The organism is Mycobacteriales bacterium (assembly GCA_035690485.1).
Classification (GTDB): Bacteria; Actinomycetota; Actinomycetes; order JAFAQI01; family DASSKL01; genus DASSKL01.
On the sequence record DASSKL010000043.1, the window covers coordinates 53726 to 75290 of the forward strand.

A 21565-nucleotide genomic window follows, 5' to 3' on the forward strand; every position below is an offset into this window, starting at 1 on the left:
CTGGGCCGCACAGCCTCGTGAATCTTGGATGCGGTATCGGCTCGGCCGTACGCCAGCCTTGCTGGGCCGAACGGGTGCTTCCTCCACTGCGCCCTCCGGCCTGACCCAGAAGGGCCATGCCGGACATGTCAGCCGACGGCGCGCAACCAGAACGTGAGACCGAGGTCCGGCTCGGCGTGCGGGCTGACCGGCGCCTCCGGCTCGGCCTCGACGCGCGAGGCCGCGAGCACCTCGTCGGCCAGCGTCGCGCCGCCCTCGCGCAGGGCGCGGGCCGTCTCCTCGTCGGTGGCCGTCCACCACAGCTCGATGCGGTCGGAGACGTCGAGCCCGGCGTTCTTGCGGGCCTCCTGCACCCGGCGCACGACCTCGCGCAGCAGCCCGGCGCGGCGCAACTCGGGCGTGAGCTCGAGGTCGAGAGCCACGGTCTCCCCGGCTGCGGTCGCGACCGACCAGCCGGCCCGCGGCGTCTCGGTGACGACGACGTCGTCGGCACCGAGCTCGACCGTCGACCCGTCGACCTCGACGGTGGCACTGCCCGTCTCGCGCAGCGCGGCCGCAAGCACCGCGGGGTCGGCCGCCCCGACCGCCGCGGCGACCGCCGGCGTGCGGTTGCCGAACCGCTTGCCCAGCGCGCGAAAGTTCGGCTTCACCGTGGAGTCGACGAGCCCCTCGGCCTGCGCGAGCGGGGCGACCGACACCACGTTGAGCTCGTCGGCGACCTCGGCGCGCAGCTCCTCCGGCACGGCGGCCCACCCTGCGGCGCCGACGAGTGCCCGCCCGAGGGGCTGACGGGTGCGTACCCCGGACTCGGCGCGAGCCGCCCGGCCCAGCTCGACCAACCGGCGCACCAGCGCCATCTGCGCCGAGAGCTCCTCGTCGATCAGCGCTGCCTCCGGCTCCGGCCAGGGGGCGAGGTGCACGGAGTCGGGGGCGCCGTCGGCGGCGAGCACGTCCCACAGGTAGTCGGTGAGGAACGGCGTGAACGGCGCCATCAGCCTGGTGAGCACGTCGAGGCACTCGTGCAACGTCGCGAAGGCGGCCGCGCCCTCCGGCGTACGCGGGCCCGCCCAGAACCGGCGGCGGGAGCGGCGGACGTACCAGTTGGACAGGTCGTCGACGAAGACCGCCAACCGCCGGCCGGCGCGGGCGGAGTCGAAGTGCTCGAGCGCCTCGCCGACCTCGGCGGCGGTCGCGTGCAGCTCGGAGAGCACCCAGCGGTCGATGAGCGGTCGCTGCCCGGGCGGCGGTGCGTCGACCGCGTCGGCCGGCGTCCAGGGACGGGCGTCGGGCACCCCGGGCTCGTGACCCGCGGCGTCGGCGTAGAGCACGAGGAACGACGCGGTGTTCCAGTAGGTCAGCAGGACCTTGCGGACGACCTCTTCCAACGCGGTGTGACCGACCCGCCGGGCGCTCCACGGGCTGCCCGCGGCGAGCATGTACCAGCGCAGGGCGTCGGCGCCGTGCCGCTCGAACAGCTCGAACGGGTCGAGCACGTTGCCGAGGTGCTTGCTCATCTTGCGGCCGTCGGCGTCGAGGATGTGCCCGAGGCAGAGCACGGTCTCGTACGACGACCGGTCGAAGACCAGCGTGCCGACGGCCATCAGCGTGTAGAACCAGCCGCGGGTCTGGTCGATCGCCTCGCAGATGAACTGCGCCGGGTAGTTGCGCCGCAGCACGTCCGCGGACCCGGGCAGATGCGGGTAGCCGAGCTGCGCGAACGGCATCGACCCGGAGTCGTACCAGCCGTCGATGACCTCGGGCACCCGCCGGGACTCGGCCCCGCACTCACCGCAGGGCAGCGTCACGTCGTCGACGTAGGGCCGGTGCGGATCGAGGCCGGACAGGTCGCGGCCGGCCAGCTCGCCCAGCTCCGCGCGGGAGCCGACCGCGGTCAGGTGGCCCTCGGGGCAGCGCCAGATCGGCAGCGGCGTGCCCCAGTAGCGGCTGCGCGACAGCGCCCAGTCGATGTTGTTGTGCAGCCAGTCGCCGTAGCGGCCGTGCTTGATCGTCGCCGGGTGCCAGTCGGTGCGTTCGTTCTCCTCGAGCAGCCGGTCCTTGATCGCGGTGGTGCGGATGTACCAGGACGGCAGCGCGTAGTAGAGCAGCGGCGTGTCGCAGCGCCAGCAGTGCGGGTAGGAGTGCTCGTAGGACTCGACCCGTAGCAGCAGGCCGCGGTCGCGCAGGTCCTCGACGATGCCCGGGTCGGCGGCCTTGAAGAACCGGCCGCCGACCAGCGGGAGACCCTCCTCGAAGTGCCCGTCGGGCCGCACCGGGTTGACCACCGGCAGGTCGTAGCTGCGGGCGACCGCGAGGTCCTCGGCGCCGAAGGCCGGCGCCTGGTGGACCAGCCCGGTGCCGTCGTCGACGGTGACGTAGGACGCGAGACCCACGAAGTGCGCGCCGGGGATGTCGAGGAAGTCGAACGGCGGGCGGTATGTCCACCGCTCCATCGACGACCCCGGGAAGCGCTCGACGGCCTCCCAGCCCTCGCCGAGCGCCGTCGCGACGAGCGGCTCGGCGACGATCAGCCGCTCCGCGCCGTCGGTCGCGACGACGTAGGTGACGTCGGGGTGCACCGCGACCGCGGTGTTGGAGATCAGCGTCCAGGGCGTCGTCGTCCAGACGAGGAGCGCGGCCTGCCCGGCGTAGGGCCCCGACGTCAGCGGGAAACGCACGTAGACCGACGGGTCCTTGACGTCGTAGTAGCCCTGCGACACCTCGTGGTCGGACAGGCCGGTGCCGCAGCGGGGGCAGTACGGCGTGACGCGATGGTCTTGGACGAGCAGCCCCGCGTCGAAGACCTGCTTGAGCGACCACCAGACCGACTCGATGTAGTCGGGGCTCATCGTCCAGTAGGCGTCGTCGAAGTCGACCCAGTAGCCCATGCGCTCGGTCATCCGGGCGAACTCGTCGACGTGGCGTTGCACGGACTCTCGGCACCGGGCGTTGAACTCCGCCACGCCGTAGGCCTCGATGTCGCCCTTGCCGCTGAAGCCGAGCTCCTTCTCCACTTCGAGCTCGACCGGCAGGCCGTGGCAGTCCCAGCCCGCGCGGCGCGGCACGTGGCGTCCCCGCATCGTCTGGAAGCGGGGGAAGAGGTCCTTGAACGCGCGGGCCTCGACGTGGTGGGTGCCGGGCTTACCGTTGGCCGTCGGTGGCCCCTCGTAGAACGTCCACAACGGGCCGTCGGCGGTCTGCTCCAGCGACCGCTCGAAGACCTTCCGCTCGCGCCAGCGGGCGAGCACCTCGTGCTCGATGGCGGGCAGGTCGACCTGCTGCGGAAGGGGCCGCATCGGCCGGTGCGGCTGGGTCACGAGGGTCCTCCGTCGGCGGTTTCCGGGCGTCCTTCACGCTAGTGCGTCCGGCAACCGTGATCGACGCGCCGTGCACGCGGAGCGGCGTACGTCGTCGTTGTGGGTTCCGGATGGCACACTTATCCTTTCCGGACTCAAGATCACGAGGCGCGAGCACGGGCGCCGCCGATGCGGAGCGCCTGCAGGAGGGCGAAGGGGCCATGGCCGGGGAAAGCGGGATCGGCGGCAAGATCCGGCGGTTGGTACGCCGCCGCAAGGACGACGCGCCCGCGGCGCCACGCAAGGCGACGCCCGAACTCGGCGCGCCCGCCCGCCCGGCCGCGGTCAAGGCCGCTGCGCCGGCCGCGTCGTCGTCAGGCACCGCGAAGGTTGCGACGAAGGCTCCGGCGAAGTCCGCGGCCAAGACGCCCGCCGCGGCCGGGAAGAGCGCCGCCAAGGCGGTCAAGGCGCCGGCCGGCAAGGCTGCGAACAAGGCTGCGAAGAAGGCGCCGGCCACGAGCGCGGCGGCGAAGGCGGCCACGTCAGCCAAGACCGCGAAGGCGGCGGGCAAGGCTCCCGCCAAGGCGGCAAAGGCGGCAAAGGCGGCGAAGTCGTCCGGCGTGAGTCCGGCCAAGGCACCCGCGAAGGCCGCGAAGACCAGCAAGAGTCCGGCCAAGACACCGGCGAAGGCGGCGACCAAGGGCGCGCCCGCCAGGGCGGGCAAGGCTCCGGGCGGCGCGTCCTCCGTCGCCAAGGCACCCGCGAAGGCCGCGAAGTCGACCACGGCGACCGGCGCCAAGGCTGCAGCCGCGAAGAAGGCAGCGGCGACGAAGAAGGCGGCGCCCGCCGAGGCTGCGGTCCGCGAGACGGCCCGGAAGACCGCGGCGAAGGCCGCGCCGGCCAAGGCCGCCGCCGCCCAGACGTCGGCGGCGATGGTGCCGGCGCCCGACGGGCGGCAGGAGGCGGGCCGCGTCCCCACCCCCTCCAAGGCCTCGGTCTCGACCGCGCCCAAGCCACCCGCGAAGGCCACCGGCGGCCGAGCGGCCGTCCTGCCCGGCGAGTCTCCCTGGACCAAGGGCGAGCTCGCCGAGATCCGCGGTGAGCTGGAGACCCAGGCCGTCGACCTCCGCGGCGAGATCACCGACGCCGAGTCGGCGTGGGCGGCGCTGCAGCGCGACAGCGGCGAGGGTGCCGGCGACGACCAGGCCGACGCGGGCACCAAGACCTTCGAGCGGGAGCACGAGCTGTCGATCGCCGCCAACAGCCGCGACCTGCTGTCGCAGGTCGAGCGGGCGCTGCAGCGCATCGACGACAGCACCTACGGCGTCTGCGAGAGCTGCGGCAAGCCGATCGGCAAGGGACGCCTGCAGGCGTTCCCGCGTGCAACCCTGTGCATGGAATGCAAGCAACGCGAGGAACGCCGCTGACGGCGGCCACCGACCAGCACGCCGCCGACCGGCCCACCACCGGGTCGGCGGCGCCCCGTCGCATCGTCGGGCTCGTCGTGACCGCCGTGGTCGCGCTGGCCGCCGACCAGGTCAGCAAGGTCCTCGTCGTCGCCCACCTCGAGCACCACGCGCCGGTCACCCTGGTGCCCGGCGTGCTCGACCTCGACGTCGTCCGCAACGGCGGCGCGGCGTTCAGCATCGGCACCGGCGCCACCTGGCTGTTCACCGCGATCGCCGCCGGTGTCGTCATCGCGATCGTGCGCACCGCGTCCCGGCTGCGCAGCCGGGCTTGGGCTTTCACCCTCGGGCTGCTGCTCGGCGGCGCGCTCGGCAACCTGGTGGACCGTTTCGTGCGCAGCCCCGGCCCGCTGCGCGGGCACGTCGTCGACTGGATCCACCTGCACCACTGGCCGGTGTTCAACGTCGCCGACTCGTGCATCGTGGTCGGCGGCGTCGTCGCCGTCCTGCTGTCCCTGCTGCTCGTCAACCTCGACGGCACCCGAGGCACCTCCGACGAGGCCGGTGGCCACCGGCGGGGCGGGCGGTGAGTCGGCCCACGCAGGTGTTGACCGATGCTCACAACTCCGCGGCAACCCCCACATGAGCGGCTCACCCGCGCCCGACAGGCGCACCCTGCCGGTGCCCGACGGCCTCGAAGGGCTGCGCCTCGACGCCGCCGTGGCCCGGATGTTCGGGTTGTCCCGCACCGCCGCCGCCGACGTCATCGAGAGCGGCGGCGCGCTCGTCGACGGCAGCCGGGCCGGCAAGTCCGACCGGGTCCACGCCGGCGCCTGGCTCGAGGTCGAGCTGCCCGCCGCCCCCGGCGCGCCCACCGCTGTCCCTCAGGTCGTCGAGGGGCTGCGGGTCGTGCACGAGGACGACGACATCGTCGTCGTCGACAAGCCGGTCGGAGTCGCGGCGCACCCGAGCCCCGGCTGGACCGGGCCCACCGTCGTCGGCGGCCTGCTCGGCGCGGGCTACCGGGTGGCGACCTCCGGGGCGGCCGAACGCCAGGGCATCGTGCACCGGCTCGACGTCGGCACCAGCGGCCTCATGGTGGTCGCCAAGAGCGAGGCGGCCTACAGCGCGCTCAAGCGGGAGTTCCGCGAGCGCACCGTCGACAAGCGCTACGCCGCGCTCGTGCAGGGGCACCCCGACCCTCTGCGCGGCACGATCGACGCCCCGATCGACCGCCATCCCGGTCACGACTACCGGTTCGCGGTCGTCGCCGGCGGCAAACCGAGCGTGACCCACTACGACACGGTCGAGGCGTTCCGGGCGGCCTCGCTGCTCGACGTACGCCTCGAGACCGGCCGCACCCACCAGATCCGCGTGCACATGGCCGCGGTCCGCCACCCCTGCGTCGGCGACCTGGCGTACGGCGCCGATCCCACTCTCGCGGCCCGGCTCGGGCTGGCCAGGCAGTGGCTGCACGCCGCGCGGCTCGGCTTCGCGCACCCCGGCCACGGCGAGTGGGTGGAGTTCGAGAGCCCGTTCCCCGCCGACCTGCAGCACGCGCTGGACGTCGTGGCGGGGGAGTCGTGACCGGCCGCCGCACCGGGCGGGGCCTCGCCGACCTCGACGACTCGCTGGTCCCGGAGGCCGCGCGACGGCTGCAGGCCGCGGTCGCCGCCGCCCGGGCCGAGGCGCGGCACTGGCTGCCGGAGACCGAGGCCCTGCGCGCCGACCCGGTCACGGCGGTCCGCAACCACCCGCAGGCGCTGATCGCCGCGGTGCTCGCGCTGGTCGTCGTGGTGTCGTTGGGCGCGATCGCCACCCACCGGCCCGAGAGCCCGGCACCGGCCGCTGCCACCCAGAGCGTGGTCGACCTCGGCCCGACGGCCGGCCAGCCGGTGTCGGCCTACCAGCACGCCGCCGCCGCCCGCCTCGCCCGCTACGCGCGCGCTCACCCCGCCACGCCGACCTACGCGGTCGTCGACTTCCACGGCTACCTCACCCCGGGCCAGGTGGCCGCGATCGCCGGGCCGCGCCGCGTCGTCCGCGCCTACGTGCACGTGACGGCGTCCGGGCTGCGCACCCCGGTCCACGTCCTCGACGTGGGCTCGGTCGCCGAGCTGCCGCAGGCAATCGTCCGCAGCGGGCAGGTGGCGGCCGCTGAGGCGAAGGGCTACCGCCAGCTGCTCGACGTGATCGGGCAACCGACCAGCGCGCGCGACAAGGCCGTGCAGGCGGTCTACGCCGAGCGGGTCGCGGCCACCGAGGCGGAGGCCAAGGGGCTGGTCGCGGCCTGCCGCTGCGTCTACGCCGTCGTCGTGCAGGGCACCGGCGAGACCCTGCGCCGGCTCGCGGCCGCGCCGCAGGTGCGCGTGCTCGACCCGGCGCCCGCGGGTTCGGCGTTCGCCGACCTGGCGATCATCGCGGTGCTGCCCGAGGTGACCGCCGAGATCCCGGCCGACCAGGGGTTCCGATGACCGCCGTCGAGATCGCCCGCGTGACCGAGGAGGCCGACGTGCAGGCGGCCTACGCCGTGCGCCACACGGTCTTCGTGGAGGAGCAGGGGGTGCCGCTCGTCCTCGAGCGCGACGGCCTCGACGACCGCACCGAGCACTTCCTCGGGCGGCTCGACGGGCGCCCGGTGGCCGCGGCCCGGCTCATGCGGGGACCTGCGCCCGGCGTCGGGGTCGCCCAGCGCGTGGCGGTGCTGCCCGAGCTACGGGGGACCGGTGTGGGCGCGGCGCTGATGTCGGTGCTCGAGGCACGGGCCCGCGAGCGCGGGATGACCGAGGTCGAGCTGCACGCGCAGGTGCCGGTGCGCGGCTTCTACGAGCGGCTCGGCTACGCGGCGTACGGCGACGAGTACGACGAGGCCGGGATCCCGCATGTCTCCATGCGCAAGGAGCTGTGAGCGCGGCGTGCCGAGGCGACGCGCCGTGCCGTCATGCCGTTGCGCCGATTCTGTCCGCCCGCCGTGTTACAACCTCGGAAGCACCGCTGGCCGTCTTCCCCCGCGCCGCTCGCCCGTTGGGTGGTGTCACCGCGTTCGCGTCGCCGAAGGAGGCCGTCCTGATGTCGGGCACGGAGTTCGTGCACCTGCACGTGCACACCGAGTACTCCATGCTCGACGGCGCCGCCCGGCTCAAGGACCTCTTCGCCGAGGCCGCCCGCATGGGCATGCCGGCCCTCGCGATGACCGACCACGGCAACGTCTTCGGCGCCTACGACTTCTACAAGCAGGCCACCGCGGCGGGGGTCAAACCGATCATCGGCATGGAGGGCTACCTCGCGCCGGGCAGCCGCTTCGACCGGCGGCGGGTCGCGGTCGGCGGGGCGACCTCCGACGACAACCCCGGCGAGATGTACACCCACATGACCCTGCTGGCCGAGAACCAGCAGGGGCTGCACAACCTCTTCCGGCTGTCGAGCCTGGCCAGCCTCGAGGGCTACTACTACAAGCCCCGCATGGACCGCGAGCTGCTCGCCGCGCACGGCGGCGGCATCATCGCGACGACCGGCTGCCCGTCCGGCGAGGTCAACAGGCTGCTGCAGCGCGGCGCCTACGACCAGGCCCGGGCCGCGGCCGCCGACTACCGCGACATCTTCGGCCGCGGCAACTTCTTCTGCGAGCTGATGGACCACGGCATCGACATCGAGCGCCGCCACCGCGACGACCTGATCCGCCTCGCCAAGGACCTCGAGCTGCCGTTCGTCGCCACCAACGACCTGCACTACACCTACCCGCAGGACTCCGAGGCCCACGAGGTCCTGCTCTGCGTGCAGACCGGCAAGACGCTCGCCGACCCGACGCGCTTCCGGTTCGACGCCCGCGACTTCTACCTGAAGAGCGCCGACGAGATGCGCACGCTGTGGCGTGACTTCCCCGAGGCCTGCGACAACACCTTGCTCATCGCCGAGCGGGTCGACGTGCACTTCGACGAGGGCGCCGACCTCATGCCGCAGTTCCCGGTGCCGTCGGGGGAGACCGAGGACTCGTGGCTGCGCCAGGAGGTCGCCCGCGGGCTGGCGCGGCGCTACCCCGGCGGGGTCCCCGACGACCGGCGCGCCCAGGCCGACTACGAGCTCGACGTCATCGTGCAGATGGGCTTCCCCGGCTACTTCCTCGTCGTCGCCGACCTGGTCCGCTACGCCCACGACAACGGCATCCGGGTCGGGCCGGGCCGCGGCAGCGCAGCCGGGTCGCTGGTCGCCTACGCGCTCGGCATCACCGAGCTCGACCCGATCGAGCACAAGCTGCTGTTCGAGCGGTTCCTCAACCCCGAGCGCGTCTCCATGCCCGACATCGACATGGACTTCGACGAGCGCCGGCGCGCCGACATGATCCGCTACGCGACGGAGAAGTACGGCGAGGAGCGGGTCGCGCAGATCATCACCTACGGCACGATCAAGGCCAAGCAGGCGATCAAGGACTCCGCCCGGGTGCTCGGCTACCCCTACGCCGTCGGCGAGCGGCTGACCAAGGTGATGCCGCCGCCGGTGATGGGCAAGGACCTGCCGCTCGCGGCCATCTTCGACTCCGCGCACCCGCGCTACAACGAGGCGGGCGAGTTCCGCTCCCTCTACGAGAGCGACCCCGACGCCAAGCGCGTCGTCGACACCGCTCGCGGGCTCGAGGGGCTCAAGCGGCAGTGGGGCGTGCACGCCGCCGGCGTCATCCTCTCCCGCGAGCCGCTGATCGACGTCATCCCGATCCAGCGCCGCGAGCAGGACGGCGCGATCATCACGCAGTTCGACATGGGCGCCTGCGAGTCGCTCGGCCTGCTCAAGATGGACTTCCTCGGCCTGCGCAACCTCACCGTGCTCGACGACTGCCTGGCCAACGTCAAGGCCAACCGCGGCATCGAGCTGCGCCTCGAGGATCTCGCCCTCGACGACCGCCCCACCTACGAGCTGCTCTCGCGGGGCGACACGCTCGGCGTCTTCCAGTTCGACGGCGGGCCGATGCGCGCGCTGCTGCGCTCGATGAACCCCGACTCGTTCGACGACATCTCCGCCGTGGGCGCGCTCTACCGGCCTGGCCCGATGGCGGCCAACGCGCACAACGACTACGCCGACCGCAAGACCGGACGCAAGCCTGTCGTGCCCATCCACCGCGAGCTGGCCGAGCCGCTCGCCGAGATCCTGGGGGAGACCTACGGCCTGATCGTCTACCAGGAGCAGGTCATGGCGATCGTGCAGAAGGTCGCCGGTTACTCGCTGGGGGCCGCCGACCTGCTGCGCAAGGCGATGGGCAAGAAGAAGAAGGAGATCCTCGACAAGGAGTACGTCCCGTTCCGCGACGGCATGCGCGCCAACGGCTACAGCGACGACGCCATCAAGACGCTCTGGGACATCCTCGTCCCGTTCTCCGACTACGCCTTCAACAAGGCCCACTCCGCGGCCTACGGCCTGGTGTCCTACTGGACCGCCTACCTCAAGGCCAACTTCCCGGCCGAGTACATGGCGGCCCTGCTCACCAGCATCAAGGACGACAAGGACAAGTCCGCGCTCTACCTCAACGAGTGCCGACGCATGGGCATCAAGGTGCTGCCGCCCGACGTCAACGACTCCGACTCCGACTACACGCCGCGCGGCAGTGACATCCGGTTCGGGCTGTCTGCCGTCCGCAACGTCGGCGACAACGTCGTCGCCTCGGTCGTGGCCACGCGCAAGGCGAAGGGCCGCTTCACCGACTTCCTCGACTTCCTCGCCAAGGTCGAGGCGCCGGTCTGCAACAAGCGGCTCGTCGAGTCACTGATCAAGGCCGGTGCCTTCGACTCGCTCGGGCACACCCGGCGGGCGCTGCTCGAGCGGCACGAGCAGGCCATCGACGCCTTCGTCGAGACCAAGCGGGCCGAGGCGGTCGGGCAGTTCGACCTGTTCGCGACCGGCGACGACGGTGGCGGCGGGTCGGCGGCGCCGCCCGGGGTCGCCATCGACTTCTCGGTCCACGAGTGGGACAAGTCCCTGCTGCTCGCCTACGAGCGCGAGATGCTGGGTCTCTACGTCTCCGACCACCCGCTGCTCGGTGTCGAGCACGTCCTCGCCGGTGCGGCCGACTGCACGGTCGCCGCGCTCACCTCCGGCGACGGCCGTCCCGAGGGTTCGATCGTCACGGTCGGCGGGCTGGTCGCAGGGCTGCAGCGCAAGATGACCAAGCAGGGCGCCCCCTGGGCGATGGCGATGATCGAAGACCTCGAGGGCGCCATCGACGTGATGTTCTTCCCGGCGACCTACGGCCAGGTGGGTCACCTGCTCGCCGACGACGCCATCGTGCTGGTCCGCGGACGGCTCGACCTGCGGGAGGACGTGCCGCGACTGGTGGCGATGGAGCTGTCGCTGCCGGACCTGTCCCAGCAGGTCCGCGGGCCCGTGGTCGTCAGCCTGCCGACGGCGCGTTGCACCCCGCCGCTCGTCGAGCGGCTGCGCGAGGTGCTCGCGGCGCACCCGGGCACCACCGAGGTGCGCCTGCAGCTGCAGACCGGCCCGCGCACGCGGGTGCTCCGGCTCGACGACGGCCTGCGCGTCGCCCCGAGCCCCGCGCTGATGGGCGACCTCAAGGAGCTGCTGGGCCCGACTGCCGTGGTCAGTTGACTACCGACGCCCCCGGGGAGCCGTCCCGCCGCGTCCTGCTCGTCTCGGCCAGCATGGGCGCGGGCCACGACAACGCCGCCGCCGAGCTGGCCCGCCGGCTGACCGGCCGCGGCCACGTGGTCGACTCGGTCAACCTGCTCGAGCTGCCGGCAGGGGGGCAGGGGCCGCGGCTGCGGGCGTTCTACGGCCTCCTGCTGCGCCGCGCGCCCGTGGTCTACGACGCGGCCATGCGGTTCTGGGCCCGGTGGCCGCGTCCCCTGGAGGCGGTGACCGCTGCCGGCGCCGGCCCCTACGAGCGGGGGCTGGCGGCGGCCATCGAGCGCAGCCGGCCCGACGTCGTCGTCTCGACGTTCAACCTGTCCAGCCAGTGCCTCGGGCGGATGCGGGCCGACGGCCGCGCGACGGTGCCCATCGTCACCTACGTCACCGATCCCGGTGCCCACCCCTACTGGGTCCACCCGGCGGTCGACCTGCACCTCGCGGTCACCCCCGACACGGCGGTCGCCCTCGCCGCGATGGGCGCCCGGCGGGTCGCGGCAACGGGACCCCTGGTGCGACCCGGGTTCGCCGCCGTCCCCGACCTTGCCTCGGTGGGAGCGGCCGCGCGCCGGCGGCACGGGCTGCCCGAGACCGGCGCCCTCGCGCTGGTCGCCGCGGGTTCCGAGGCCTACGGGCATGTCGAGCACACCGTCCGGGTCCTGTCGGCGGTGCCCGGGGTGCTGCCGGTCGTGTTGTGCGGCCGAGACGACCGGTTGCGCCGGAGGCTCGAGCGGCACCGGCTCGGCCGCCCGCTCGGCTGGGTCGACGACGTCCCGGGCCTGATGGCCGCCGCCGACGTGCTCATCGACAACGCCGGCGGGCTGACCTGCCTCGAGGCCCTGGTCACCGGACTGCCGGTGGTCGTCTTCCGCCCGCTGCCCGGGCACGGCCGGTTCAACGCCCGGTCGCTGCACGCGTCGGGGCTCGCGGTCTGGGCCCGCCGCGACGACGACCTCGGACCAGCGGTGCGCGGGCTGCTCGACGACGACGCGGCGCGCACGGCGCAGGTCGGGCGCGGGCGGGCGATCGTCACCGGCGATGTGGCCGACGAGGTGCTCCGCCTCGTCGACGCGTCGTGAGCGGCCGCCTGCTGCGGCGCGCGGCGGCCGTCGCGGTGGCCTCGCAGGTGCTGCCCGCGGCCACCTGGATCCCCGGGGTGCGCATCCGCCTGGCGCCCGCCCTGGCCGGGCTCGGCCGCCCGGGGCATCTGGCGCTCACGTTCGACGACGGGCCCGATGCGGCGTCGACCCCGCAGTTCCTGCACGCGCTCGACGACCTGGGGTGGCGGGCGACGTTCTTCGTCCTCGGCGAGCAGCTGCGCCGCGCGCCCGGCCTGCTCCGCGACCTCTCCGCCGCCGGGCACGAGATCGGCCTGCACGGCGACCGGCACCGCTACCTGCTCGCCCGCACCCCTGCGGCCGCGCGCGACGACCTGACCCGCGGCCGCGACGCGGTCGGCGACCTGCTCGGCCACCCGCCGGCGTGGTTCCGGCCGCCCTACGGTGTGCTGTCCGGCAGCGGCCTGCTCGCCGCCCGCCGGCTGCACCTGCGCCCGGTGCTGTGGTCGGCCTGGGGCCGCGACTGGCGGGCAGAGGCCACCGCCGCGAGCGTGCTCGACGACCTGACCGCCGGTGTCCTGGACGGTGGCACGGCGCTCCTGCATGACTCCGACGTCACCTCTGTCCCGGGGGCGTGGCGGGCCGCCCTCGGCGCCCTTCCGCTGCTCGCCGAGGAGGCGGCCCGACTCGGCCTGACGGTCGGACCGCTGCGCGAGCACGGCATCCGGTTCTAGGCCCGCGGCCCCGGGCAACAGGATCTTCCGGCGTACCCTGCAGGTCGAGCCTGCCGCCCCAGTCCGAGCCGAGGCATGAACTCCTACGTCGTCCGCGACCTCGTGCGCACCTACCGTGCCCGCGGGGCGGTCGTGCCGGCCAACGACGGCATCGATCTCAGCGTCGGCCGCGGCGAGGTGTTCGGCATCCTCGGCCCCAACGGCGCCGGCAAGTCGACGCTCGTCCGCCAGCTGATCGGTCTCACCCGGCCCGACTCGGGCAGCATCACGCTGTTCGGCCACGACCTCGTACGCCGGCCGCAGATCGCCGCCCGCTGCGCCGCCTACCTGGCCCAGGACGAGGTCGCGCTGGCCGAGCTCCCGGTCGGCCTGGCCGTCGAGACCACCGCCCGGCTGCGCGGGGTGCCCCGCGCCGCCGCCCGCCGGCAGACCGCCGACCTGCTCGACGAGCTCGACCTGACCCCGATCGCCGCCCGGCCGCTCGTGCGACTGTCCGGCGGGCAGCGCCGGCTGGCGTCGGTCGCCGCCGCCCTCACCGGCGACCGCCCGGTGCTCGTGCTCGACGAGCCCACGACCGGCCTCGACCCGGTCGCCCGGCGGGCCGTCTGGTCGGCGGTCGAGCGCCGGCGCGCCGAGCGGGGGACCACCGCCGTCCTCGTCACCCACAACGTGCTCGAGGCTGAGACGGTCCTCGACCGGGTCGCCGTCCTCGACCGGGGCAGGGTCATCGCCTGCGACAGCCCGGGCCGGCTGAAGGCTGCCGTGGACGACGAGGTGCGCCTCGACCTGGTCTGGCGCGGCGAGCCGCCGATGACCGACGCGACCGTCGCCATGCTCGCCGGGCGGGCCCAGGTCACGGGCCGCCGGTGGAGCACCCGGCTGCCGCACGAGGTCGCCCGCGAGGCTCTCGGTCACCTGACCGGGGGGGCGGCCTTCGGCGCGCTCGACGACTTCACGCTGGCCACCCCGACGCTCGAGGACGTCTACCTCGCGCTCGGCGGGATGGCCGACGACCTGGAGCGGGTGTGACGCTCACCGCCCCGAGCGGCACCGCTGCGGGCACCGTGACGCCGTCTCCGACGACGCCATTCCTCTCGGCGTTCGCCGCCGTCTTCGCCGGGCAGCTGTCGCGGGCCAAGGTCGCGCGGGCGTCGCTGCTGTTCGTCGCCACCCTGCAGTCGCTCGGCATCCTGGTCCTGGTCCGCGGGGTGGTCGACACCAGCAGCGAGGTGACGAAGGAGTCGGTGGTCGCCGGCTCGGCGATCCTCGTCATCGCGTTCGTCGCGCTGAACCTGCTGGCCCAGCGCCTCGGCATGCTCAAGGCCGCACGGGCGCTCGACTACTACGCCGCCGTGCCGGTCGCGCCGAGCGCGGTGGTCCTCGGCATCGCCGCGTCCTACGCGACGTTCACCGTGCCGGGCACCGCGCTGACCGCGGTGGTGGGCGGCCTCCTCTACGGGTTGCCGATCGGGCACCTGTGGGTGCTCGTCGTCGTCATCCCGCTCGCCGGCGCCGCGCTCGCCGGCCTCGGCGCGCTCATCGGCCTGCTCATGCCCCGACCCGAGCTGGCGACCGTCGCGGGGCAGCTCGGCATGACCGCCGTACTCTTCCTCGGCGTGATCCCCGCCGACCGGCTCCCGCTCGCCGTGCGCGTCGTGCGCGCGGCGGTGCCGTCGACGTACGCTGTCGACGCGCTGGCCGGGTCGTTCCTCAACCACCCCGACTGGGTGTGGATCGGCTGGCACCTCGCGGTCTGCGCGGCCGTCGCCGCCGCCGGCCTGGCGGTCGCGTCGATGGCGTTCCGTCGAGCGGTCGCCGGGTGACGCTGCCAGCCTGGCGGCGGCAGGCCGGTGCCGCCGTCACCGCCGCCTGCGCGCTCGTCCTGCTCGGCGCCCCGGTCGGGCTGATCTGGGGCGCGCTCGCGCCCCGGCTCGACTTCGTGGTGACCGCCGGCGGTCAAGGCCTCGACCTCGTCAACCCCGAGTCGGAGGCGCTCGTCGCCGCCGACGGCTACTTCGTCTTCATCACCGCCGTGGTCGGCATCGCCTGCGGGATCCTGGCCTACCGGATCGGCCGGCTGCGCTACGGGCCGGGGCTGGTCGCCGGCCTCGCCGCGGGCGGCCTTGGCGCGGCGGCGGTCGCCGCGCAGGTAGGCCGGCGGCTCTACCTGCCGGGCTTCCACCACGCCGAGACCGCGGTCGCGGCGGGGCACCACGTGTTGCTGTACGTGTCCGTGCGGGCGCAACCGGCGCTCTTCGTCTGGGGCTTCGCCGCCGCGCTCGGCTACGGCCTGCTCGTCGCGATCTTCGAACGGGAACCGATCCGGCGCACGTAACCGGTCTCAGTTGTGATGGGTCCCCTGGGAGAGGTCGGTCGCGGGGGCGGCGCGCAGCGTGCGCAGCATCGCGGTCTCGCGGCGCAGCATCGCCAGCTCGGCAGTCAGGCGCCCTTCAGCGGTCTCCTCGGCGAGCAGCCGCTGCCGGTCGCCGAGGTCGAGCAGCATCGTCGCCGCGACCAGGTACGACAGCACCAGCGGGTCGCCGGGGATCGTCGGCGCGTCGACGGGGGAGGCCTGCGCCTCCGCCACCACCTCCAGGTAGCGGCCGAACTGCGAGCGCACCTGCTCGGCCAGCATCTTCACCGCGGCCTGCGCCCCCACCGTCTCCGGCAGCAGGTCGACGTCGGCCGACAGGTACGGGCGCGAGTCGTCGGTCTCCAGCACCCGGAACCGCGCGACGCCGCTGGTGATGATGTCGTAGCGGCCGTCGTCGTAGGCCGTGACCCGGCGCAGCTCGGCGGTGCACCCGACGTCGTAGAGCGCGTCGACGCCGTCCTCGCCGACCTCGCGACCGCGCCGGATCGCGACGACCCCGAACCGCCTCGGCTCGTTCGCGGGCAGCGCCGTGAGCTCCTCGACCAGCAGCCGGTAGCGCTCCTCGAAGACGTGCAGCGGCAGCAGCAGCCCCGGGAACAGCACCGTGCCGAGCGGGAAGAGCGGCAGCCGGGCGCGCATGCAGTGGAGCCTAGGGCGTTCCGGCCCCTTCCCGGTCGCCTCGAGCGGCGGGCATCCGCGCCGCGGGCCGGCCGTCCGGGCTGAGGCGGCCCGTGGTGCCTCTACCCTGGAGTCTCCCGTTTCCGCCCGTTGCCTCCTGGAGTCCGCCGTGCTCGCGCGCATCGACCTGCGGGGCCGTCCCGGCCACGCGCTGCGGTCCGAGGCGCGCGGTTCGCTGCCCCGGGCCGGCTTCAACGTCGAGGCCGCCGTCGAGGCGGTGCGCCCGATCTGTGAGCAGGTGCGCGTCGGGGGCGCCGAGGCGGTGCGCGCGCTGACCGAGCGCTTCGACGGTGTCCGGGTCGGCGAGCTGCGGGTGCCGGCGCCGGCCCTGCGCGCGGCGCTCGACGGGCTCGACCCCGCAGTGCGTACGGCGCTGGAGGAGGCGACCCGCCGGGCCCGCGCCGTGCACGAGGGCCAGCGCCGCGACGACGTCACCGTGCAGGTGGCCGAGGGCGGGCGGGTCACCGAGCGCTGGCTGCCGGTGCAGCGGGTCGGCCTCTACGTGCCGGGCGGTCTCGTCGCCTACCCGTCGTCGGTCGTCATGAACGTCGTACCCGCCCAGGTCGCCGGCGTGCGATCCCTCGCCGTCGCCTCGCCGCCGCAGCGCGAGCACGGTGGGTTGCCGCACCCGGCCGTGCTCGCCGCGTGCGCGCTGCTCGGCGTCGACGAGGTCTACGCCGTCGGCGGCGCGCAGGCGATCGCGATGTTCGCCTACGGGGTCGAGGGAGTGGCACCGGTCGACCTCGTCACCGGTCCGGGCAACGTCTACGTCGCCGCCGCCAAGCGGCTGCTGCGCGGGATCGTCGGCATCGACTCCGAAGCCGGGCCGACCGAGATCGCCATCCTCGCCGATGACACGGCGGATGCGGCCTACGTCGCCGCCGACCTCGTCGCGCAGGCCGAGCACGACCCGCTCGCCGCGTGCCTGCTGGTCACGCCGTCGGTCGAGCTGGCCGACGCCGTCGACGTCGAGCTCGGCAAGCAGGTACCGGTCACCCGCCACCGCGAGCGGGTCGAGACCGCGCTCGGCGGCCCGCAGTCCGCGACCGTCCTCGTCGACGACGTCGACGCCGGGCTCGCCGTCGTCGACACCTGGGCCGCGGAGCACCTCGAGGTGGTCACCGCCGACGCAGCCGCGGTCGCCGCGCGCGTGCGCAACGCCGGCGCGATCTTCGTCGGGCCCTACGCGCCGGTGTCGCTGGGCGACTACCTCGCCGGCTCCAACCACGTGCTGCCCACCGGCGGCACGGCGCGGCACACCGGCGGTCTGTCGGTGCAGTCGTTCCTGCGCGGCATCCACGTCGTCGACTACTCCCGCGACGCCCTCGCCGGCGTGGGTCCGCACGTCATCGCCCTCGGGGGCGCCGAAGACCTCCTTGCCCACGTCGAGGCCGTCCAGGTGCGCCTGCGGTCCCGGCCCGGCGACGAGACGGGCCGCGCGCGATGAGCGGCCTGGAGGACCTGCCGCTGCGCGACGACCTGCGCGGCCGCTCGCCCTACGGCGCGCCGCAGGTCGACGTGCCGGTGCGGCTCAACACCAACGAGAACCCCTATGCGCCGCCCCCGGCGCTGGTGGACGACCTGACGACGGCCGTCGTGTCGGCGGCGACCGCCCTCAACCGCTACCCGGACCGCGATGCCGTCGCGCTGCGCGCTGCGCTCGCGGCCTATCTCGGCCACGGTCTCACCGGGGCGCAGGTCTGGGCGGCCAACGGGTCCAACGAGATCATCCAGCACCTGCTGATGGCGTTCGCGGGGCCCGGACGCAGCGCGCTCGGCTTCGTCCCGTCCTACTCCGTGCACGAGCTCATCGCCCGGGCCACCGGCACCCGGTGGATCTCGGCCTACCGGGCCGAGGACTTCTCCCTGCAGGCCGAGGCGGCCGCCGCCGCGATCACCGAGCACCGGCCCGACCTGGTGTTCCTGTGCTCGCCCAACAACCCGACCGGCACCGCGCTCGACCCGGCGGTCGTCGCGGCGGTCGTGGAGGCCGCGCCGGGCATGGTCGTGGTCGACGAGGCCTACGCCGAGTTCTCCGCCCAGCCCTCGGCGCTGCACCTGCTGCCCGGCCACCCGAGGCTCGTCGTCACGCGCACGATGTCGAAGGCGTTCGCCTTCGCCGGGGCCCGTCTCGGCTACCTCGCCGCCGACCCGGCCGTCGTCGACGCCTTGCAGCTGGTGCGGCTGCCCTACCACCTCTCGGCTCTCACGCAGGCCGCCGCGCTCGCCGCGCTCGCGCACGCCGAGGAGACGCTCGCGACGGTCGCGCGGGTCATGCAGGAGCGCGACCGGATGATCGCGGCCCTGCGCGACCTGGACCTCGAGGTCGTCGACTCCGACGCCAACTTCGTGCTCTTCGGCCGCTTCGACGACCAGGAAAAGGTGTGGCAGGCGCTGCTCGACCGCGGTGTGCTGGTGCGCGACGTCGGCCTGCCCGGCTGGCTGCGGGTCACCGCCGGCGTGCCCCGGGAGGTCGACGCCTTCCTGACCGCACTGCGAGAGGTGTTGTAGATGGCGCGCCAGGCGCGGGTCGAGCGGGCCACCAAGGAGTCGCGCGTCGAGGTGACGCTCGACCTCGACGGCAGCGGCACCACCGACGTGTCGACCGGGGTGCCGTTCTTCGACCACATGCTCGCCCAGCTGGGCCGGCACGGCGGGTTCGACCTCGCCGTCCGCACCTCCGGCGACCTCGAGGTCGACGCCCACCACACGGTCGAGGACACCTCGCTCGCGGTCGGGCAGGCGCTGCGCGAGGCGCTCGGCGACAAGGCCGGCATCCGGCGGTTCGGCGACGCGCTCGTGCCGCTCGACGAGACGCTCGTCCAGGCGGCGGTCGACCTGTCCGGCCGGCCCTACGTCGTCCACGTCGAGCCGGAGGTCGTCGAGCTGATCGGCAGCTACGACACCACGCTGACCCGCCACATCTGGGAGTCGCTGGTCGCGGAGGCGCGGATCTGCCTGCACGTGCGGGTGCTGTCCGGACGCAACGCGCACCACGTCGTCGAGGCGCAGTTCAAGGCCGTCGCCCGCGCGCTGCGCGACGCCGTGGCGCTCGACCCTCGGGTCGCCGGCGTGCCCAGCACCAAGGGCGTGCTGTGACCCTCCTGCTCTACGTCCTCGCCGGTTTCCTGCTCGGCGGCGCCATCTCGGTGTGGCGCAACCAGCCGAGCACGGTCGGGCGAGCGCTGGCGGTCGTCCTCGGCGTGATCGCGGCCATCGCGGCCTCCGGCGGGGTGCTCAACTCGTGACCCCGCGCGTCGTCGTCCTCGACTACGGCTCGGGCAACCTGCGCTCCGCCGAGCGGGCGCTCGCCCGTGCCGGTGCCGACGTCACGGTCACCGACGACACGTCTGCCGCCGCGCGCTGCGACGGACTCGTCGTGCCGGGCGTGGGCGCGTTCGCCGCCTGCATGGCGGGCATCGACCGGGTCGGCGGCGCGGCCGTCGTCCACGACCGGGTCGCGGCCGGCGCCCCCGTGCTCGGCATCTGCGTCGGCATGCAGGTGCTCTTCGGGGCGGGCGACGAGCACGGCCGGCACACGGCCGGCATCGGCGTCCTCGACGGCCTGGTCTCCCGGCTCGAGGCCGGCGTGCTGCCGCACATGGGCTGGAACACCGTCAGCCCGCCCCGGGGATCCACCCTGTTCCGCGGCATCGAGGACCAGCGCTTCTACTTCGTGCACTCCTACGCGGCGCGGACGTCCTCCGGCGAGGTGACCTGGGCCGAGCACGGTGAGCGGTTCGTCGCCGCCGTCGAGGCGGGGTCCGTCGCCGCGACGCAGTTCCACCCCGAGAAGTCCGCCGACGCCGGCGCTGCGCTGCTGCGCAACTGGCTCGACTCGATCCGCTGAGCAGGTGCCGCACCCGTGAGCCTCATCCTCCTGCCCGCCGTCGACGTGGCCGACGGCCGCGCCGTACGCCTCGTCCGCGGCGAGGCCGGCTCCGAGACCGTCTACGGCGACCCGCTCGACGCCGCCCTCGCCTGGCAGCAGGCCGGGGCCGCCTGGGTGCACCTCGTCGACCTCGACGCGGCGTTCGGCCGCGGCTCCAACCGCGAGCTGCTGCGCGAAGTCGTCGCGGCGCTCGACGTCCAGGTGGAGCTGTCCGGCGGCATCCGTGACGACGACTCGCTCGACGCGGCGCTCGCGACCGGCGCGGCCCGCGTCAACGTGGGCACCGCGGCCCTGGAGGACCCGGACTGGGTGCGCCGGGCCATCGGCCGGGTCGGCGACCGGCTGGCGGTCGGCCTCGACGTCCGCGGCCGCACGCTGTCCGGGCGTGGCTGGACCCGCGAGGGCGGCGACCTGTTCGAGGTGCTGGAGCGGCTCGACCGCGACGGCTGCTCCCGCTACGTCGTCACCGACGTCAACCGCGACGGCACGCTGACCGGGCCCAACCTCGACCTCCTGCGCAGCGTCTGCGCGGCCACCGACCGGCCCGTGATCGCCAGCGGGGGAGTGTCGAGCCTCGACGACCTGCGCGCGATCGCCGGCCTGACCGGTGTCGGGGTCGAGGGGGCGATCGTCGGCAAGGCGCTCTACGCAGGGGCGTTCTCCATGCCCGAGGCACTCGCGGCGGTCTCCTGACATGGCGGTGGCCGTCCGTGTGATCCCGTGCCTCGACGTCGATGCGGGCCGGGTCGTCAAGGGCGTCAACTTCCGGCAGCTGCGCGACGCCGGCGACCCGGTGGAGATGGCGAAGGTCTACGACGCCGAGGGCGCCGACGAGCTGGTCTTCCTCGACATCACCGCGTCCAGCGCCAACCGGGAGACCACCTACGACGTCGTACGCCGTACCGCCGAGCAGGTCTTCATCCCGCTGACCGTCGGTGGCGGCGTACGCAGCGCCGATGACGTCGACCGGCTGCTGCGCGCCGGCGCCGACAAGGTCGGCATCAACACGGCGGCGGTCGACCGCCCGCAGCTGCTGACCGAGTGCGCGGACCGGTTCGGCGCGCAGTGCATCGTGCTCTCGGTCGACGCGCGCCGGGCCGCCGGCACCGCGAGCGGCTTCGAGGTCACGACCCACGGAGGGCGGCGGGGCACCGGCATCGACGCGGTCGAGTGGGCCGCGCGCGGCGAGCAGCTCGGCGCGGGCGAGATCCTGCTCAACTCCATGGACGCCGACGGCACCCGCGACGGCTACGACCTGGAGATGACCAAAGCGGTGCGCGCCGTCGTCACCGTGCCACTCATCGCCAGCGGCGGCGCGGGCCGGCTCGACGACTTCCCAGCGGCGGTCGACGCCGGCGCCGACGCGGTGCTCGCCGCGAGCGTCTTCCACTTCGGGCAGCTGCGCATCGGCGAGGTGAAGGAGACGCTGCGCGCCGCCGGGCACCTCGTCCGCTGACGGCTTATTCGCTTCGCGGCGCGGCGGGGGTCTGCTAGACCTGA

Annotated in this window: 20 protein-coding genes; 18 read left to right on the forward strand and 2 right to left on the reverse strand. The window is 74.1% G+C overall.

From position 1 onward, the window contains the following. Positions 1-128: 128 nt before the first annotated feature. Positions 129-3314: an isoleucine--tRNA ligase gene (ileS, locus tag VFJ21_05640; protein ID HET7406606.1), complete on the reverse strand. Its 3186-nt coding sequence runs from the start codon at positions 3312-3314 to the stop codon at positions 129-131. A gap of 200 nt (positions 3315-3514) precedes the next feature. Here ileS and VFJ21_05645 point away from each other — a divergent pair, with 200 nt between their 5' ends. From VFJ21_05645 to VFJ21_05695, 11 genes are all read left to right on the forward strand, one after another. Next, positions 3515-4720, forward strand: a complete 1206-nt coding sequence (locus VFJ21_05645) for a TraR/DksA family transcriptional regulator (GenBank protein HET7406607.1) — start codon at positions 3515-3517, stop codon at positions 4718-4720. After that, the gene (lspA, locus tag VFJ21_05650; protein HET7406608.1) at positions 4693-5289 is read left to right on the forward strand and encodes a signal peptidase II; all 597 of its coding nucleotides are present in this window, start codon (positions 4693-4695) and stop codon (positions 5287-5289) included. The genes VFJ21_05645 and lspA overlap by 28 nt, the downstream gene beginning before the upstream one ends. A 52-nt stretch (positions 5290-5341) precedes the next feature. Continuing rightward, positions 5342-6286 carry an RluA family pseudouridine synthase gene (locus tag VFJ21_05655; protein HET7406609.1) on the forward strand — a complete coding sequence of 315 codons (945 nt, stop codon included), beginning with the start codon at positions 5342-5344 and terminating at the stop codon, positions 6284-6286. Beyond that, positions 6283-7173: a hypothetical protein gene (locus VFJ21_05660; GenBank protein ID HET7406610.1), complete on the forward strand. Its 891-nt coding sequence runs from the start codon at positions 6283-6285 to the stop codon at positions 7171-7173. Before VFJ21_05655 ends, VFJ21_05660 begins: the two co-directional genes overlap by 4 nt. Next, positions 7170-7607 (forward strand): GNAT family N-acetyltransferase, encoded by a 438-nt coding sequence (locus tag VFJ21_05665; GenBank protein HET7406611.1) that lies wholly within the window; start codon positions 7170-7172, stop codon positions 7605-7607. The genes VFJ21_05660 and VFJ21_05665 overlap by 4 nt, the downstream gene beginning before the upstream one ends. 161 nt (positions 7608-7768) lie before the next feature. Beyond that, positions 7769-11290, forward strand: a complete 3522-nt coding sequence (gene dnaE, locus VFJ21_05670) for a DNA polymerase III subunit alpha (GenBank protein HET7406612.1) — start codon at positions 7769-7771, stop codon at positions 11288-11290. Beyond that, the gene (locus tag VFJ21_05675) at positions 11287-12408 is read left to right on the forward strand and encodes a hypothetical protein (GenBank protein ID HET7406613.1); all 1122 of its coding nucleotides are present in this window, start codon (positions 11287-11289) and stop codon (positions 12406-12408) included. Before dnaE ends, VFJ21_05675 begins: the two co-directional genes overlap by 4 nt. Continuing rightward, positions 12405-13121 carry a polysaccharide deacetylase family protein gene (locus VFJ21_05680; GenBank protein ID HET7406614.1) on the forward strand — a complete coding sequence of 239 codons (717 nt, stop codon included), beginning with the start codon at positions 12405-12407 and terminating at the stop codon, positions 13119-13121. Before VFJ21_05675 ends, VFJ21_05680 begins: the two co-directional genes overlap by 4 nt. 75 nt (positions 13122-13196) lie before the next feature. Then, entirely contained in the window at positions 13197-14150 is a 954-nt protein-coding gene (locus VFJ21_05685; protein HET7406615.1) for an ABC transporter ATP-binding protein, read from the forward strand. After that, positions 14147-14944, forward strand: coding sequence for an ABC transporter permease (locus tag VFJ21_05690; protein ID HET7406616.1), 798 nt, complete (start codon positions 14147-14149; stop codon positions 14942-14944). Before VFJ21_05685 ends, VFJ21_05690 begins: the two co-directional genes overlap by 4 nt. Further along, a complete protein-coding gene (locus VFJ21_05695; GenBank protein ID HET7406617.1) occupies positions 14941-15456 on the forward strand; it encodes a DUF2567 domain-containing protein in 516 nt (171 codons plus the stop codon). Before VFJ21_05690 ends, VFJ21_05695 begins: the two co-directional genes overlap by 4 nt. A 6-nt stretch (positions 15457-15462) precedes the next feature. On the opposite strand, the gene VFJ21_05700 is transcribed toward VFJ21_05695, so the two are convergent. Further along, positions 15463-16134 carry an LON peptidase substrate-binding domain-containing protein gene (locus tag VFJ21_05700; protein ID HET7406618.1) on the reverse strand — a complete coding sequence of 224 codons (672 nt, stop codon included), beginning with the start codon at positions 16132-16134 and terminating at the stop codon, positions 15463-15465. A 148-nt stretch (positions 16135-16282) separates the two neighbouring features. On the opposite strand from VFJ21_05700, the gene hisD reads away from it, so the two are divergent. Genes hisD through hisF form a run of 7 tightly spaced genes read left to right on the forward strand, consistent with a single transcriptional unit; the run spans position 16283 to position 21521 of the window. Beyond that, positions 16283-17620: a histidinol dehydrogenase gene (gene hisD / locus VFJ21_05705; protein ID HET7406619.1), complete on the forward strand. Its 1338-nt coding sequence runs from the start codon at positions 16283-16285 to the stop codon at positions 17618-17620. Continuing rightward, positions 17617-18684, forward strand: coding sequence for a histidinol-phosphate transaminase (locus tag VFJ21_05710; GenBank protein ID HET7406620.1), 1068 nt, complete (start codon positions 17617-17619; stop codon positions 18682-18684). Before hisD ends, VFJ21_05710 begins: the two co-directional genes overlap by 4 nt. Then, positions 18685-19272 carry an imidazoleglycerol-phosphate dehydratase HisB gene (gene hisB / locus VFJ21_05715; protein ID HET7406621.1) on the forward strand — a complete coding sequence of 196 codons (588 nt, stop codon included), beginning with the start codon at positions 18685-18687 and terminating at the stop codon, positions 19270-19272. Then, positions 19269-19421: a hypothetical protein gene (locus tag VFJ21_05720; GenBank protein HET7406622.1), complete on the forward strand. Its 153-nt coding sequence runs from the start codon at positions 19269-19271 to the stop codon at positions 19419-19421. The genes hisB and VFJ21_05720 overlap by 4 nt, the downstream gene beginning before the upstream one ends. Further along, positions 19418-20023, forward strand: a complete 606-nt coding sequence (hisH, locus tag VFJ21_05725; GenBank protein ID HET7406623.1) for an imidazole glycerol phosphate synthase subunit HisH — start codon at positions 19418-19420, stop codon at positions 20021-20023. Before VFJ21_05720 ends, hisH begins: the two co-directional genes overlap by 4 nt. Before the next feature lie 15 nt (positions 20024-20038). Next, positions 20039-20758, forward strand: a complete 720-nt coding sequence (gene priA / locus VFJ21_05730; protein ID HET7406624.1) for a bifunctional 1-(5-phosphoribosyl)-5-((5-phosphoribosylamino)methylideneamino)imidazole-4-carboxamide isomerase/phosphoribosylanthranilate isomerase PriA — start codon at positions 20039-20041, stop codon at positions 20756-20758. Position 20759: 1 nt separating this feature from the next. Then, the gene (gene hisF, locus VFJ21_05735) at positions 20760-21521 is read left to right on the forward strand and encodes an imidazole glycerol phosphate synthase subunit HisF (protein ID HET7406625.1); all 762 of its coding nucleotides are present in this window, start codon (positions 20760-20762) and stop codon (positions 21519-21521) included. The last annotated feature ends 44 nt before the right edge of the window (positions 21522-21565 follow it).